Genomic DNA, 15,081 nt, shown 5'->3' on the forward strand with positions numbered 1-15,081 from the left:
ACCGCCGCCGATCCTCCCCTAAGCGCCGCTAGCCACGTGCTCGGTGGCGGTTCGGCGGTTGCGAAGCAAGGCCCAGAGCGCGAGCATCGGCAAGATCAACGGCACCCAGCCGTACGCCGAGCCGTAGCCCGTCCACACGGTCTCATCCGGCCACCAGGAGGACTCGATGTACCCGAGGGTTCCCACGATGACAACGCCCGCCAACTCGATGGACGTGCCGATCAGCGCCAGGTGGCTGAGCCCTTTCAGCAGGGCCACCGCAATCACCAAGTACAGGGCGGCAGAAAGCGCCGAGACGGAGTAGGCGAGCGGGGCGTCGTCGAACTTGGTGGCGATTTGGTACGAAGACCTGCCGAGCGCGGCGAGAGCGAGCACCGCGTAGGCAACGATGAGGCCGATGCGCGCGAGCGGGTTCACAGCGCACCTTCAAAGATCACGGCGAGGCGCCAGGCGACGACGGCGGCCGCGACGGCGATGATCATGGCTGCCACGGCGTCGACGCGCGCGATTTGGTCGGGCTGCAACACCGGGCGGTTGGGGTCGGGGTCATCGGCGTCAGGAGAGCCGAGGCGGCCGATGCCGAGCAAAGGAAGCAAAGCGACGGCCGCAAGCCCGTAGCCGATGGTGATGACCACAGGGACGTCCCCGGAGACGATCGCCGTCAGCAGGGTCAGGACCTCCACGAGCGTCACGACATAGAAACCGGTGACGGCCCACTGGAGGACGCGGTGAGCGCGCACCCACGCAAGAGTGATGGCGGCGACCACAAAGAGCACGGCGGTGGCGACGAGTACCGCCGGGTAGACGGCGTCGAGAAAAGCGGTCACTGCTGTTGAGCGAGCTGCACGCGCATCGGGAGGCGTGCCTCCTCTGTGCCGTCGATCGATACGACCCAGTTGAACTTCGTGGCTTGGGCGAAGCGCATGCCATCGACAGCGAAGGCGAAGCAAGCGACTTGCTCGTCCCCGTCAACGAGCAGCGGAGGCCTGCCGAGCGTGAATTCGCCGCCGAGTGCCTGGACGGCCTCCGGCTTGCCGTCCTCACCCATGCGTGCGCCAACGGGGTAGGGCTTGCCGTCCTCGGTCACGAGCCTCAGCTCGAAACGGTGCGACACGTTGGTGTCGGTGAAGGGCACGTGGACTACCGCCGCCACTGCGAGTCGGCGGTGCACCGCGGGGAATGAGCGCACAAAGACCGTGTTCCACCCCGCACCCAGGGCATAGATCTTGTTGTTCACCACTTCTGCCGAATCGGCAAGGAAGGCATCAACCCTCACGCTCGTCTCCTCTCGTCGCTGCCGCCTAGCCTACCTACGAACTGGTGCCCGGTCGGGCCTAGAGTGTGACCCATGGCTGGCACGATCAACAGGGACGACGTTGCGTCCGTGAGAGAGCGTGCACCGATCGAGCAGATCGTCGGGGAGCACGTGACCCTGAAGCCCGCAGGGGTTGGCTCTTTGCGGGGGCTTTGCCCTTTCCACGACGAACGCTCGCCATCGTTCCACGTACGCCCTGGCGTCGGCCGGTACCACTGCTTTGGTTGCGGCGAGGGTGGCGACGTCATCGACTTCATCATGAAGCTCGATGGGATGAGCTTTGTCGAGGCGGTCGAGTACCTGGCGCCGCGCGCAGGGGTCGAGCTCCGTTACGAGGCTGGCGGCCAGCGCAGCGAACCGCAAGGGCCGCAAAGGGCCCGCCTTCTCGAGGCCCACCGCATCGCTGCCGAGTTCTACCGGGACGCACTGACTAGCCCCGAGGCGAAGATTGGGCGCGACTTCCTCACCGAGCGTGGCTTTGGCAAGGAGGCTGCCGAGGAGTTCGGCGTCGGCTATGCGCCGCAGGGTTGGTCGGCGTTGCTCGATCACCTGAGGGCGCGCAACTTCGCCGAGCCAGAACTCAAGGCCACTGGCTTGTTCTCCGAGGGGCAGCGAGGGCTTTACGACCGCTTCAGGGGCAGGCTGGTGTGGCCCATCAGGGACGTGACAGGCGAGGTCATCGGCTTTGGTGCCCGCCGCCTTCACGAGGACGACCAGGGGCCCAAGTACCTCAACACCCCTGAGACGCAGCTGTACAAGAAGGCGCAGGTGCTCTACGGGATCGACCTGGCAAAAGGCGCGATTCGCTCCGACAAGACCGCGGTCGTTGTCGAGGGCTACACCGACGTGATGGCGTGCCACTTGGCGGGGGTCAAGAACGCTGTGGCGACGTGCGGAACCGCCTTTGGCGAAGAGCACGTCAAGATCGTGCGCAGGCTCATGGGGGATACCGGCGGCGCGCGCCTCACCGTCGGCGGCGTGGGCGCCAAGGTGGTGTTCACCTTTGACGGGGACGAGGCGGGTCAGAACGCCGCGCTGAAGTCCTTCAGCCTCGATCAACAGTTCCTGGCCCAGACGTTCGTTGCCGTCGATCCCGACGGCCTGGACCCATGCGACTTGCGCCAGCAGCGCGGGGATGGAGCGGTGCGAGCACTACTCGAGGCCAGGGTGCCGCTGTTTGAGTTCGTCATCAAGACGACGCTCGCAGGGCACGACCTCAACACTCCTGAGGGCAGGGTGACGGCACTACGAGCGGCGGCGCCGGTCGTGGCGAGGCTGCGGGATTCCGCGTTGCGCCCCGAGTACGGCAGAAGGCTTGCGGGATGGCTCGGCATGGACACCGACACCGTGCTGGCCACCGTGACGAAGGCGGGATCGACGGGCTCCCGGCCGGCAGGTGGCAGCCAGCCAGCCCCTCCTCAAGGCGGGCAGACCATGGGGCGCCCCGACCGTCGTGACCCGATGGTGCGAGCGGAGGCGCTCTCTCTGGGCGCGTTGCTCCAGGCGCCAGACGCGATCCGCGCCGATCCTTCCGCCTTGCAGGTGGCCGACGATCTGGTGGCCGAGGCGTTCGCCGTACCTCAGTACAGGGCGGTGTTCTCCGCCATTGCCGCCGCAGGGGGAGTGCGAGCAGCAGGCAAGGACTGGGTTGCGCAAGTGGTCACGGAGGCAGGCGAAGACCTGGCAGGGATCGTCAACGAGTTGGCCGTCACCCCGCTGCCGCACGACAAGCCGGAGACGCTTGGCGTCTACGGCGGCTCTGTCATGGGGAAGGTCCTTGACGGTCACCTGACCCGCAGGATCGGCGACCTCAGGGGCGCCATGCAGAGGGCAGGGGCGGGCACGGACGAGGCGCAGCGGCTCTTCGCAGAGATGATCGCCATGGAGACCAAGAGACGGTCGCTCCGGGGGGATTAGCGCGGCGTCGGGTCCGGGTGGCGCCCGACGCTCGAGGGCTGACAACAAGAAAGGCCAGCCCCGCTACGGGACCGGCCTTCAAGCTCCCCCGACTGGACTCGAACCAGTAACCTGCCGGTTACAGGTCTGTGTCGTCGCTCGACGACAAGCGCCGCATCGCCAGCGAGCGCCAGCGCGTCACCCGCCCCGACCTCGACCACAAGGCCGCATGATGCTGCACCTGACACGCCAAGACGAGCGCATGATCGAAATCGACGCGATCACCTTTGCTGCGTTGGCGACGAGGTCTGACGTTCTCGACGAGTACCAGATGTGGGAGGTCGACCTCCTCGAAGGCCGAGTGGAGTGGTACGGGTCAGAGTTGGCGATGAGCCGCCTACGGCACTTCGCGTCAGCCGCCCGAGCACGCCGCATCGAACTGCGCGACGCCCGCGGTTTCTGAGTCGTCGCCAACAGGCTCCAACCAGCATGCCCATCCCCAACGCTGGCGCCAGCGTGCTCAAGTTCCCTGGTCCCAGGCCGATAATCACTGATGGCAACGACGCCGCAGGATTCGGGGGTCACATGTGGGAAGAACTCGTCGACGGCTTTTGTAGTTCGCTCGCCGCCGCAGGCCGAGCGCCAGGCACGATCAGACAACGACGCCACTACCTTCGCTCCCTCGCATACTCAGCACCCGACCCGCTCGCCGTGACACAACAGGCATTGGAAGCATGGATGGGCTCACACGACTGGGTGCCAGCCACACGCAAAACCGCGCGCACCAGCGCCATCATGTTCTACCGGTGGCTCGTCTCCACCGGCCAACTCAAAGAGTCACCCGCCAACGGACTTCTCCCGGTATCCGAGCCGCGCGCCATCCCCAAACCAGCGCCCGACGCGATCTACTTCGAGGCGATCGCAAACGCCCCCTACGAAGTCCGCATCATGCTCGCGCTCGCCCGACACGCCGCACTGCGATGCGTCGAAGTGTGCAAGGTCCGTGGCAACGACCTCGAGCGCGGCGACATGCTGCGCGTTGTCGGCAAGGCTGGACACCAACGACTCGTACCCATCCGCGACCCACAACTACTCGCGGTCCTCAGGAGCACACCCGGCTACCTATTCCCCGGCGCCGTCGACGGACACCTCAGCGCCGCATGGGTCTCGAAGCAACTCGGACGGGCGCTGTCCGGCGAATGGACCGCCCACAAACTCCGCCACGCGTTCGGCACCAAGTCCTATCAGGCGGACCCCGACCTGCTCGCCCTAGCGGACGTTATGGGCCACGCGAACGTCAATACCACGAGACGCTACGCAGGCATCAATGACCGACAACGCATCAGTGTCGTCGACGCGGGCGCCCCAGGAGAGGTATCCCTCGTGCCTGCCGCCTGGCAACGTCCACACGCCGCGTGAGTGCGTCGCGCTACGATGCCGTCATGATCGAGATCACGCAACGAGGCGGGACCTACTACGTGGAACGCCGAGGGCGCACGTGGGCGAAAGTGTGCTCGGGCATCCTTCTCGTCCCATGGCTTCTGTTGACACTTCTGCCTCTGCTTGCAGGGTACGGGTTCGCGCCACTCGACGTGGTGTGGACCCTCGTGTGGTTCACCCCGGCCGCGTTGCTGTCGTTTGGTCCAGGTCGCACCAAGCGGCACGAGATCATCGCGATGCTTGACGCTCGCGACGTCGCCGGCGGAGTTCTCATGACCGTCATGGATGCTCGCCAAGTCACGCACCAACTCGTCGTCAACGGCGACGCGTCAGCAGCGATGGCGAGTGCTCTGTCCGGTTCCCCGAACAGCGACTAGACGCACAACAAACGCCCCCTCACGCTGCCCGGCGAACCGGTGCGTGAGGGGGCGTTTGTGTCGTGTGCGGCCGTCAGTGCGGCCGCGTGCAATCAGTACGCAGGGACAGCCTCTGACGGCGTCTTGGTGACGTTCTTAGCCAACGCAAGCAACGTCGTCGTCGCCGCGATCGACAACATCGTGGGCCAGTCGACCTCGAACACGTTGAGGACCTCGACTGCCGTGAGCAGTGTGATCAGAGAGTTGCCGAACGTGCGAGTGATCCGCCACACGACCGCAACCCACACAGGTCGAGCGGTCGCCGGATCCGGCACATGCACGATCGACACGAGCAGCGACAAGCCACCCGAGCCGGCGGTGATGCCGACGACGAGAACCCAGTCGACGTCAGCAAGCGACGAACCAGCCGCGAACAGCGACATCACGACGAGCTTCTCAGCAGCCTGAGAACCCGCGCGCTCGAGTGCGTCCTTCCAGAACGCCCAAGTAGCCAAACGACCCAGCCACATGGCCAGGGCAAACCGAATGCTTTGCATCCGTGTGGGGGGGAGCATGGTGATTCCTTCCCTAGTTCTGAATGAGTTCCGTCCACGACGCGGGGCCGCAGACGTCGTCCGGCTTGCCGTTCGTGCCGGTGTGCGGGTGGTCCTTCTGGAACTGGCGGAACCACGACTTGGTGAGCGTGCCGCCGATCTTGTCGGGACGCCCGGTCTTGGGATCGACGAGGCCCTTGGGGCCGTAACCCTGGGCCATCAGAAGCCCCTGCATCTGACCGACATCGTCACCGGTGACACTGACGGAGTCGGCGCGTGACAGGTCGATACGGCGCATCGTGACGTTCACGGTGACCTTCCTTCCATTCGAGGGGGTAGAGGGGGTTGGCTTGGGGTTCGACACCGTCACCGGTGAGCCCGCGACCAAAGCGAGGAAGTCGTTCCAGCCGATTCCCTGAGATCCGGAGCGCAGGAACGTCGGGCAGTTCTTGCCGGACCAGTGGTTGTGCTGCACCACGCGCGACAGCGGGATCCCGTGCTGCGCCATCAGCTGGCGGGTGCGCGTCGCCGCGTTTTGCACGGCCTTGATGTAGTCGCCGTCACGGTTCACGCAGATCTCGATCGCGTAAGAGTTCAAGTTCCCGTTGCCCCTACCGTCGCCGGCGTGGAAGCACCGGTCCGTGTCGAGGTAGGACTGAATGGCCTCGCGATCGTCGACCTGCTCGTGCCATGACGCAGTGCGGACATTGCCGCGGGACTGCAAGTTCGCGTGAGCTTGTGCGTCGGCGCCGTCGTTGGGGTTCGCCGTCTCGTGGATCGTGATGTAGAGACGCTTGTTGGTGCCGGCGTACCGACGTGTTGCCCGTCGCCACAAGGCGACGATCTGCTGGAAGAAGCGCATGGCGGTCTACCTCCTGGGGGTATACGAAAGCCCCACCGCAATCGCGACGGGGCCTGGGGTCAAAGGAACTGTGGGCGAGGTGGCGGTGGCGGTGGCTTCTCCTTCCAGATGTGATCCTCCAGGATGTCGATGAAGTCGCCCTGCGCCCGCTTGATCAGCGCATCAGCCTCACGAGCCGCCCACAGGACGTTGCACCGCTGCTCCCACATCGCGTCTCGATCCTCCAGATCTTTGATGCGTTGCCTGTCGGCCTCGCGTTCTTGTTGTTCGACCTGGCGGGCGCTCGTGCGTGCCGACGTTCTCGCGACGAGCCATGAACCCGATATGGAGACGATCGCGGTGATCAGTACAGCGGCAAGCGTGACGTCCATCGGTTCAGGCTCCTCAGCGGTCGGGGGGTCTTGGGCGCTTTCTTGGTCTGTCCATGCACGGGGATGCTCTTCGCTGACGGCGCGGACGACGTCTCGAGGTGACGCAGGCTAATCGGCCTAGACGGGTGCGTAAACGTTTCCGCCGCGAGGCCACCGTTGGGCGGTTCCACGGGGAGTCAGTGCAAGCGCTACTTGATGGTGATCTCCGACGGTCGATGACCACACCGGTGTATCTCCCTTGGGTACGTAGGCGGCATATGCGTACTTCGTGGTGCCGCCGCCGGCGACGGACCTCGCAATGGTGTTGGCCCCAAGCACAATGGTCGCGGAGTTCGTGGCGCCGAAAGTCGCGAGCACGAGTTGTGCGCTGGTGGAGGCGTCAGGGGATGTAGGTGTGACAGTTGCAGCGGTCGAGGACACAACGGTTGCCGCGTCCGAGATGGTGCTCACCTCCGACGCGGCAACAATCATCAGGGCAGCAGACGTGCTTCCCGTCATGTTCACCGTGATGGATTCGGCAGAGACGCCTGGCAGAGACCTTGTGTCCAGTTTGAACACCGATAGGTAGTAGTTCGTGCCTCCACCTGCTGCGGAGTCCACCTCAGTGAACGGAAGACCGCCCATCGTCACGGACGTCGGCGCATACGTGTCGTTGTAGACAACCGCGATCAGAAGAAGGTAGTCGACACGTCCGGATATCGATCCGAGCGAAAGCACCCTCACCGAGTCCCCGGAGGTCGGTGGCGTGATCGTCTGAAATGTGGGGGTGGCCACGCTAAGCCTCCAAAACCAGGTTGTGGATGGTGACTGTCACTGCCTCCGCACCCGCAGACCTGTTCTCGATTGCGGCATAGACGTTTCCGTCTTCCGTGACCGCACCAACCATCGGAATCACAGTTAGCGTTGGTGAGTCTGTGATGTCTATCGTCGCGTCTATGTAGCACTGGTGATTGCCGTCCGGAAATGAGTCAACGGACCTGCTAGCGTCGGCCGTTCGCGCTGCCGCCGTGGCGTAAAGGCGGATACGGCACGAAACATCGGCGTCGATCTTCCACACCAGAACTGACGTACCAAGATCGAGTGTCACGTCCTCTGCAACAAACGGCGCGATCGACGCCGTCGTATGGATCACCGAGTCGCGCACGGCTCCAGACCCACTGCCGCCGGCGGGTGGCGACCACTGGGGCACGAGTCCCACACCGAGGGTGAGCACATCGGCTTCCGTTGCGCCCGTCGTGTCAGGCAGACCGGATCCTGGGTCCTCGAGCGAGTAACCGCCAGCACCGTCCGTGGTTGGGACCTGACCAGCGGGGGCCGCGGTGGCATCGGGGACGCCAATACCGTCGGCGCCATCCGCACCGTTGATGCCTGGCTCGCCTTGGGGGCCCGAGTCGCCTTGTGGTCCTGCCGGGCCGGGATCACCCTGAGGGCCCTCGAGTGAAACCAGCCACTCAGTGACGGTGCCCACGAAGCCGTTGGCTTGTGCTACCTCGAATGCTGACAGTCCGTCGGCGCCGTCAGCGCCTGGCGCTCCGTCGATTCCGGGTGGGCCTGCGTCACCCTGTGGGCCTGCTGGGCCCGCTGGCCCTTGAATCCCGTCTGCTCCCTGTGGGCCTTCGGGACCTGCAGGACCTGCGGGCCCGTCGGCACCTGCCGGTCCTTGGGGGCCTGCTGGTCCGGCGTCGCCAGGGTCTCCCTTCGCCCCACGGGGGCCCTGGGAGTTCACGAACCCGGCAACCTGGATTGTTTGCTGGATCGCCTCAGCGACAGACTCGCTCACGGCGCCACCTCTGTCCGGGTGACATCCCAGAACACGCGCACACGGCCCGTGGTGTGGCGAATCACGTTGTCGTCAGGGTCGGTGAGCTCGACGTCATACACCCCGCTCCGTCGACTGTTCCACGCTTCGTCTTCCGTCACGTCGTGGGGAAGGATGACCGTGAAGTATCCGTCAGCAGCGAGCTCGATACGGGGGCCGGCTACGGCGTCTGACGAGAAGTCCACCCACACTTCGCCGCCGACCGCGTCACGCATCTGGGCACGTGCGGACCACCCTGCAGTTAGGTTCGGATACACAATCGGATCGTCACCGGTCTTCGTCCCGTAACGCAACGCGTTCACGGTGTCAGCCCCTTGGGGTACCTGCCACTCACGCGACTGCAAAGCCTGATAGCCCGCTGCGTCGACCACTTCAGCCATTCGATCCTCCTAGATGGTGACGGTCAAAGACCGGTCTGACGTTGACGAAGCGGCCACGAACCCGAATGCCCGCCGTTGCGACGTTGACGAAGCGGCCACCCGCCTGCGTTTCCTCCTGCGGTCTGGCGTTGCCGAGTCGTCCAGTAGCCTGCCAAATCATCTGGGTACGTGATCCGATACCGGGGAGGTGTGTACCGCCGTGCCGCCGTAGGAGGGAAGTTTGGGATCGCCGCCGTAGCAAAGAGGCGATGCAGCGCACCAAAGTGCGTGTCGTGAGTACCGGTCAGGTGAGCCACGAACACAGGCATCGCCGTGATTACCGATGACCAAGTCTCTACGATGTGGTCCGAGTCCTGTCCGGTCGACGCAAGGGCGTTCCACTCACGCCACCCAGCGCCCGGGTAGGCCATCGCTCCGACGAAACCCCCGCCCATCTTCCACATCGTGCGAGCTTGCGACCACACCGCCTCACTACTCGATGAAAGGCTCGACCGGATCTGGAAGCGATAGTCAGCGTGCCACGAACCCACCAGCGACTCATATTCAACGGTCGCGCCAGGAGGAACGTCGTCGGGGACGAACAACGGGTTGTCGTCGGTACTGGTATCGGCAGCGAGTTCGGCAAACGCGAACCGCGTCTCAAATGCTGACGACGATCCTGCCGTCGGTTCCCATACGTTGCTGATGATGGACGTACTCGGACCGACGTCCGGGGTGATCTCCTCAGAGGCCTCGGCATCGGGCCATGCGTCACCTGCCACCAGCGCCGCCCATGTAGGCGAGTCCGCCGTGAACATTGCCGCCCAGCGCGCGTCCCGCTCTGCGATCGACAACCCGTAGTCATCGGGCAACCAATTCATCTTCCGCCAGATGCTGGTGCGGTCCAGGTCTACTGGCCGAGACACCCACATGTCGTCGGGCTGAAACCAACCAGTCGTGGACGGCATCAGTCCGCGGCCCCGTAGAAGCGACCCTCAATGAAACATGCGGCGGGCGCGAACGCTGCGACCCAAAGCCATGGGGAGCGCTCTGAGGCGTAGTCCCATGACGCATCATCGAGGAGCCTCCCGGTCACAGGGCTCGCTGTCTCACCATTCGGGTTCGAGTACGTGTCGGGGTAGTAGCCTGCTGGCTGGCTTGCCCACCCCCACGCCTGAAGCAACCCCAAATCGTCCACGGCCTCGTTGCTCCACGGGTTTGTGGCTGTTGACAGCGGGTTTCCTACTGCCGACACAAGGTCCGCTGCCGTCAGTGGTTTGCCGAATACCGCGAGCGCGAACGGTTGCGCGGAGCTCGTTGTCTTGAAGTCGGTTCGGACGACACGACCGTAGGCGCCCATCGGTATCTGGCGCACATCCCACAGACCGGAGAAGATCGCGTGTCGCGGCATCCGACCAGCTGGCGACTCTGCGTCGTAGGTTGCGCGGTCGGTCCCGATGTCTCCCTCGAGCAGCCGCTTCTGTGCCACTTTCGCTGGGTCCGTGGCGTTTCGGTCACGGGTGCGGATCGCTTCGAGGGTGGGGTAGTCACGGGCCTTTGAGTCAACCTCGCAGATCGCGAAGTCTTCGTCGAATCGAACCCGCGCGGTGTGGACGTCTACTGTCTGTCCGTGTAGCCCGAGCAGTCTCCAGTTGTCGCCCTCTCGGATTTCGTACCGTGACTTGTTCGGCGGGTCAAGCTCGAACGTGATGATGCCAGCCCATCCGGGGTCGGACTCCCGGGCGAGTACTTCCTCTGCGTTCGCAATGCCTTCGGCCTTGGTGACGTCTTGGCCGTAGTTGATCTTGTCTTCGACGCGGATGATGTCCGGGTCGTGCGTTGGGTTTGGTCCGAGGTCATCGCCGTCGGGGCCGTAGAGGCGAGGCATGACTTCCTCAGCTGCCGCGAGCGGTGCAATGAATGCGCCGTCAAGTGACCCCGTGTTCGCGCCGGTGTTGAAGGTTGTTGCCCACGTCTGCGGGCCCAGAACTCCGTCGACGGTGATTCCCGAACGACCCTGCAGACGCTTCATCGCGAGCACGTCCGCGGCTGACAGCACACCGTCGGCGGGCAGCCCCATCTTGCGTTCCCACGTCGAGATGCCGTTCCCCGAGTCGGTGGAAGCGTCCGTGCGGCCCTGCCGCATCGTGTCGGCAGGGTTCACGTTGGGGTAATCGGGAGTGTCGTCTGGCTTCCAGTTTGGGTACTTCGAGTTGCGCCACCTGCCACCGTCCGGCGCGATGCCTTCGCCGTAGATCACGTTGGGGGCCTGTGTGGCATCCGAGTTCACATCGACGCGGTATCCGCGCTGGCCGACACGAATGCTCGCTTCGATGTTGGTCGTGTCCTTGAGCATCAACTCGGGTGTGCGCTCTTCACACCTGACGGTCCACTGCTTTCCGTCCTTGATGGCGGTTGCCAGCAGTTGCTGGATGTACCCGGTCAGGAGAGGCTCCCAACCACCGGCAACCGAGGTGCGGGCGCCAGTGACGATGGAGGCCATGCTTAGCCACCGACGGCCAGCCACCTTGTTCAGCAGCTCCGGTACAAGCGAGCCGAGGTCGCGCGGCGCAGTCGTGAACGAAGGAGTGCGCAGTGTCAGATCGGCACCGAACAGCACACCGAGACACTCGAGAGTGAAGATGCCCGTGTCCTCGTTGACCCCAAGGTCCATCACGAAACCCTCGAAAAGGGACACCGAACCGCCGGCGATCTTCACTAGATCTATGCTCACGTTTGCGCCATGAGCCGCCCAAGACGGCATCGCAGAGAATGTCGTGATCTGAGGCACCTCAATGGTGGCGGACTGAGGCCCGAACGGCTCGCCGCGCCGCCACGACGGGAACGGCGTCTCGACTCCGTCAAGTAGCGTGATGTCCACACCCTCAACCGTGATCTGAAGGTACCCGTACTCGTCATCACCGTGCGAGCTCGCAGTCCAACCAACTGGCAGATCATTCACCAGCGTCGGTGCTGGCATCGTCTCGAACACATGGCGAATCGGGTACACGCCCGCAGACTTCATTTCGGAAGGCGTCGCTGGTGTCGGCTTCGTAGGCGGCGACTGTGACCCGCCGGAAGGAGGCGTCGGGGTCGTTGGAACTGTCGGCTCCACGTTGACGGACGCGAGCGCGGTGCCCGATATGGCCCACTCGCCTACGCCTGAGGCGTCTGACGTTTCGGGGGACAGTGCGGCGAGGATGGCGTCCATCGTGTCGATGGCGTCTGTTGTCGACACCTCGACGTTGTCAAAGTGCCACATCCCGAGAATGTCGACGTCGTCGCTGTCACCATCCGTGGTGTCGGTGGACGTGGTGACTAGTCCGGGGTCGGTTGTTGCCGGGGCTACCGAAGCGATGACGCCTTCGAGCGAGTTCGCGACGAACGCTGCAGTGGAGTTGTTGACGAAGCAGTAGACGGAGATTCCGTCGACAGTGTGGGGTACCGTCAGAATCGTTTCAGAGGCGATGACTGACGTGTCGTGGACGTAGGCGTAGGAGATCCTGTCGCGCATGATCCCCGAGTTGAAGTAGCACATCGGTGCGTTCGGGGTTGTGTACGAAGCGACCAATCCGAATCCGCCACGAAAGGCGATGAACGTGGCACCGTGTAGCGCAACGGAGACGGCAATGTCGGATGTGATGGTGCTGCGACCCGGGTAGTCGGCCTTGGTCGGGATGCCTGGCAGGTCGTCCACGATCCGCACGGGGTGGGGGGCGATCGAAGGAGTCAGTGTTTGGTCGCCAAACGCGAGCGCAGAGAATGGCGCAGGCGGACACACGAACGACCGGGTTGCGACGTCGAGGTCAAGCGCTGCCATTACGCGCCGCCGACGTCGTAAGCGAAGACGAGGGAACCTGACGGGATTGACAACAGGTCGCCACTGACGGGAGGCACATCAAACGTCACGGCCGCACGTGCGATCAAGTCGCCACCGGATGCGGCGTCGAAGAGCGCAAAATGCGCAGGCACGCTGGCCGGGCACACGCCACCGTCGATGGATGCAGTGTTGGCCACACCACCAATCACTGCACCGAAGTCGGCGTGTGGGACAGTGAGTCCCGTCATTGACAGCACAGCGAGAGACCCATCGAGCCAACCCGACCAGAGCACATCTGGAATCGCGCTCGAGTGCGCAGGGCCAAGCACTGCTTGAATCACGGCCGACTGGTACGCGGTTCCGATCATGGTGCAACCTCCGCGCCGATGACTGGCGTGCAACGGATCTCAATGCTGTAGTCCGCGAACCCCGACTCCACCTGGCCTCGTGTGCGCTGACCGTTAAGAGGACGAATCGTGGCGGGTTGGCAGTCCTCGTAGACCGTCGCCACACCAGCGAACGTGGCCGTTACGGTGTAGGAGAACTGCTGCAGCGCGAGATACATCTCGTTGATCGCCGCGTCGGTGGCGTCCCAGTCTTCACCCATACACCGGAACACGCCCCCGATTGTCATGGTTGACGGGACGGCTTGCTTCAGGCGCTCTCCGGCCTGGTACGAACCCCTGACAGCCTTTCGCATGTACTCCAAGTCAGGCTCGTTCCACACCACGAGCTCGTGCGAAACTCCGTCGTCAAGGTTCAAGTCAGAGACTGGGCGTGAGACCACGATTGAACGAGTCGGCACAGGCATCGTCTACCTCGTCAATCTTGGGTCGATACCGCGAGTTCCAGCCCACTTGTTCGTGCGGGCGGACTTCTCTGCCTGGCGCACAATGTCGTCCGTATCGGAGGCGATGACTGTCTCGATGTTGATGATCGGGGCACCTCCCCATTCACCGGTCGCGGTGATGGGCGGCACGATGTTCTGGCCCGGGATGCGAACGTTGCTCAATCCGATGTCAGACGCCGCCGCATTGCTCTTTGGATCAGTCTGCGACTTGCCCCCCGCGCCCCACCACAAACCCCACCACTCGTCGGTAGTGGTGATATTGTCCGCGGCGATCTCAGCGCCCGTCGTCCAGGTGTCCCACACATCTTGGGCCGCGATCTCAGCGCCTGTCTTCCAGGTGTCCCAGGTCTCGCTCCAACCGCCCTCCTCGAATCCTGCGATGACACCCTCGAGGGCGGGCACTCCGTCGGTCGAGATCCAGTTCGCGATCTCTTCAAGCCGGTCTGCGCTGTACTCAATCTCGGCACTCAACTCATCCATCAGCGCCTCTAGACCGGTGGCGAGCGGGCCGTCAATAGCCTCCCAGACCTCTCCCGCGGACTCGCCCAGAGACCCGAGCGATTCCGCGAGTGCGCCAATGGTGGTCGTCGGGTCGTCGATGTCTTCGAGGAATGTCTCGATCGCTGGCAGTCCGGTGTCGACAAGCCACGATGTCGCGGCGCTCATGGCAGGCAGGAGCTCCGCACCAAGCTTCGCCTGGAGGTTCTCCCACTCTGCCCCAAGGATGCGTTGCTGGTTTGCGAGTTCTCCCGACGTGTTTGCGAAGTCGCCCGACGTCTGGTTGGTTTGCTCCATCAGGGAGCCGTACCGGGCCTGCACCTTCTCGGCTTCAGTGAGCTTCTCACCCACGTTGGTGATGCCGTTCGCGTATGCATAGGACTCGACTGCCGCGGCGGACAGGTCGATGCCGAAACGGCGCAACGGTTCGGTCTCACCGGCAAGCCCGGACTGGAAGAGTCCTGCCGACTCAGTCACTTCAAGGTTCATGACCGACGCGAAGTCTGCGGCACGTCCCGTCAGGTCACCGAGTGTCTTCGCAACGTCCCCGCCTTCGCCAGCAACTGTCTTCACGAAGTTCGAGAACTGCACGGCAAGCGAGTTGTAGTCGGACGCGGCGAGGCCAAGGTTGCTAGCAGCCGAAGACGACTGGACGGCGATTTCCCCCGCAATGTCGCCGTAGACGACGTTGATCGCGTTCAAGGACTCGCCGAGGTCAGACGCCGCGGTGATCGAGTCACGGCCGATATCGAACGCCTTGGCGCCCAGACCGAGGGCCGCAAGAGGTGCGATCGCTCGACTCAGTCCCGCGTTGAAACCCACGCCGGCCGCAGCGCCAGCCTTGCGGCCATCGACCCCGCCAAGTTGCCGCTCGATCTCGCGTTGCCCGCCTTTGAAGGACGGGATAATTGTGAGTTCCGCAGTACCAATCTCGGCCATGG

At 64.0% G+C, this 15,081-nt stretch carries 18 protein-coding genes; 4 read left to right on the forward strand and 14 right to left on the reverse strand.

The window, feature by feature from the left end:
- Positions 1 to 18: 18 nt before the first annotated feature.
- The 3 genes from LGT36_RS03500 to LGT36_RS03510 are packed head-to-tail and all read right to left on the reverse strand — an operon-like array spanning position 19 to position 1,276.
- Positions 19 to 417, reverse strand: a complete 399-nt coding sequence (locus LGT36_RS03500) for a hypothetical protein (RefSeq protein WP_226094551.1) — start codon at positions 415 to 417, stop codon at positions 19 to 21.
- Positions 414 to 827 (reverse strand): hypothetical protein, encoded by a 414-nt coding sequence (locus tag LGT36_RS03505; RefSeq protein ID WP_226264385.1) that lies wholly within the window; start codon positions 825 to 827, stop codon positions 414 to 416. Before LGT36_RS03505 ends, LGT36_RS03500 begins: the two co-directional genes overlap by 4 nt.
- Positions 824 to 1,276, reverse strand: coding sequence for a hypothetical protein (locus LGT36_RS03510; RefSeq protein ID WP_226096636.1), 453 nt, complete (start codon positions 1,274 to 1,276; stop codon positions 824 to 826). Before LGT36_RS03510 ends, LGT36_RS03505 begins: the two co-directional genes overlap by 4 nt.
- A 72-nt stretch (positions 1,277 to 1,348) precedes the next feature.
- On the opposite strand from LGT36_RS03510, the gene dnaG reads away from it, so the two are divergent.
- The 4 genes from dnaG to LGT36_RS03530 all read left to right on the forward strand — a co-directional run bounded on the left by dnaG (position 1,349) and on the right by LGT36_RS03530 (position 5,028).
- Positions 1,349 to 3,232 (forward strand): DNA primase, encoded by a 1,884-nt coding sequence (gene dnaG / locus LGT36_RS03515; protein ID WP_226096637.1) that lies wholly within the window; start codon positions 1,349 to 1,351, stop codon positions 3,230 to 3,232.
- A gap of 211 nt (positions 3,233 to 3,443) precedes the next feature.
- The gene (locus tag LGT36_RS03520; RefSeq protein WP_226096638.1) at positions 3,444 to 3,674 is read left to right on the forward strand and encodes a hypothetical protein; all 231 of its coding nucleotides are present in this window, start codon (positions 3,444 to 3,446) and stop codon (positions 3,672 to 3,674) included.
- Positions 3,675 to 3,700: 26 nt separating this feature from the next.
- On the forward strand, positions 3,701 to 4,630 hold the full coding sequence (locus LGT36_RS03525; protein ID WP_226096639.1) for a tyrosine-type recombinase/integrase: 930 nt from the start codon (positions 3,701 to 3,703) through the stop codon (positions 4,628 to 4,630).
- Positions 4,631 to 4,653: 23 nt separating this feature from the next.
- Positions 4,654 to 5,028: a hypothetical protein gene (locus tag LGT36_RS03530; RefSeq protein ID WP_226096640.1), complete on the forward strand. Its 375-nt coding sequence runs from the start codon at positions 4,654 to 4,656 to the stop codon at positions 5,026 to 5,028.
- Positions 5,029 to 5,120: 92 nt separating this feature from the next.
- On the opposite strand, the gene LGT36_RS03535 is transcribed toward LGT36_RS03530, so the two are convergent.
- The 11 genes from LGT36_RS03535 to LGT36_RS03585 form a co-directional block, all read right to left on the reverse strand.
- Positions 5,121 to 5,582, reverse strand: coding sequence for a holin (locus LGT36_RS03535; protein ID WP_226096641.1), 462 nt, complete (start codon positions 5,580 to 5,582; stop codon positions 5,121 to 5,123).
- Between the two features lie 13 nt (positions 5,583 to 5,595).
- Positions 5,596 to 6,423, reverse strand: coding sequence for an N-acetylmuramoyl-L-alanine amidase (locus tag LGT36_RS03540; protein ID WP_226096642.1), 828 nt, complete (start codon positions 6,421 to 6,423; stop codon positions 5,596 to 5,598).
- A gap of 59 nt (positions 6,424 to 6,482) precedes the next feature.
- Entirely contained in the window at positions 6,483 to 6,794 is a 312-nt protein-coding gene (locus LGT36_RS03545; RefSeq protein ID WP_226096643.1) for a hypothetical protein, read from the reverse strand.
- 117 nt (positions 6,795 to 6,911) lie between these two features.
- On the reverse strand, positions 6,912 to 7,568 hold the full coding sequence (locus LGT36_RS03550; RefSeq protein WP_226096644.1) for a hypothetical protein: 657 nt from the start codon (positions 7,566 to 7,568) through the stop codon (positions 6,912 to 6,914).
- A gap of 1 nt (position 7,569) precedes the next feature.
- The gene (locus LGT36_RS03555; protein WP_226096645.1) at positions 7,570 to 8,574 is read right to left on the reverse strand and encodes a collagen-like protein; all 1,005 of its coding nucleotides are present in this window, start codon (positions 8,572 to 8,574) and stop codon (positions 7,570 to 7,572) included.
- Positions 8,571 to 8,993, reverse strand: coding sequence for a hypothetical protein (locus LGT36_RS03560; protein ID WP_226096646.1), 423 nt, complete (start codon positions 8,991 to 8,993; stop codon positions 8,571 to 8,573). Before LGT36_RS03560 ends, LGT36_RS03555 begins: the two co-directional genes overlap by 4 nt.
- Positions 8,994 to 9,016: 23 nt before the next feature.
- Complete coding sequence (locus tag LGT36_RS03565) at positions 9,017 to 9,904, reverse strand: hypothetical protein (protein ID WP_248642164.1); 888 nt, start codon at positions 9,902 to 9,904, stop codon at positions 9,017 to 9,019.
- Positions 9,905 to 9,939: 35 nt separating this feature from the next.
- Positions 9,940 to 12,792 (reverse strand): peptidoglycan-binding domain-containing protein, encoded by a 2,853-nt coding sequence (locus LGT36_RS03570; protein ID WP_226096648.1) that lies wholly within the window; start codon positions 12,790 to 12,792, stop codon positions 9,940 to 9,942.
- Positions 12,792 to 13,160, reverse strand: a complete 369-nt coding sequence (locus LGT36_RS03575) for a hypothetical protein (protein ID WP_226096649.1) — start codon at positions 13,158 to 13,160, stop codon at positions 12,792 to 12,794. Before LGT36_RS03575 ends, LGT36_RS03570 begins: the two co-directional genes overlap by 1 nt.
- Entirely contained in the window at positions 13,157 to 13,597 is a 441-nt protein-coding gene (locus LGT36_RS03580) for a hypothetical protein (RefSeq protein WP_226096650.1), read from the reverse strand. Before LGT36_RS03580 ends, LGT36_RS03575 begins: the two co-directional genes overlap by 4 nt.
- A 9-nt stretch (positions 13,598 to 13,606) precedes the next feature.
- Positions 13,607 to 15,079: a hypothetical protein gene (locus LGT36_RS03585; protein WP_226096651.1), complete on the reverse strand. Its 1,473-nt coding sequence runs from the start codon at positions 15,077 to 15,079 to the stop codon at positions 13,607 to 13,609.
- Positions 15,080 to 15,081 lie beyond the last annotated feature (2 nt).

This window comes from Demequina sp. TMPB413 (assembly GCF_020447105.2).
In the GTDB taxonomy this organism is placed as follows: Bacteria; Actinomycetota; Actinomycetes; order Actinomycetales; family Demequinaceae; genus Demequina.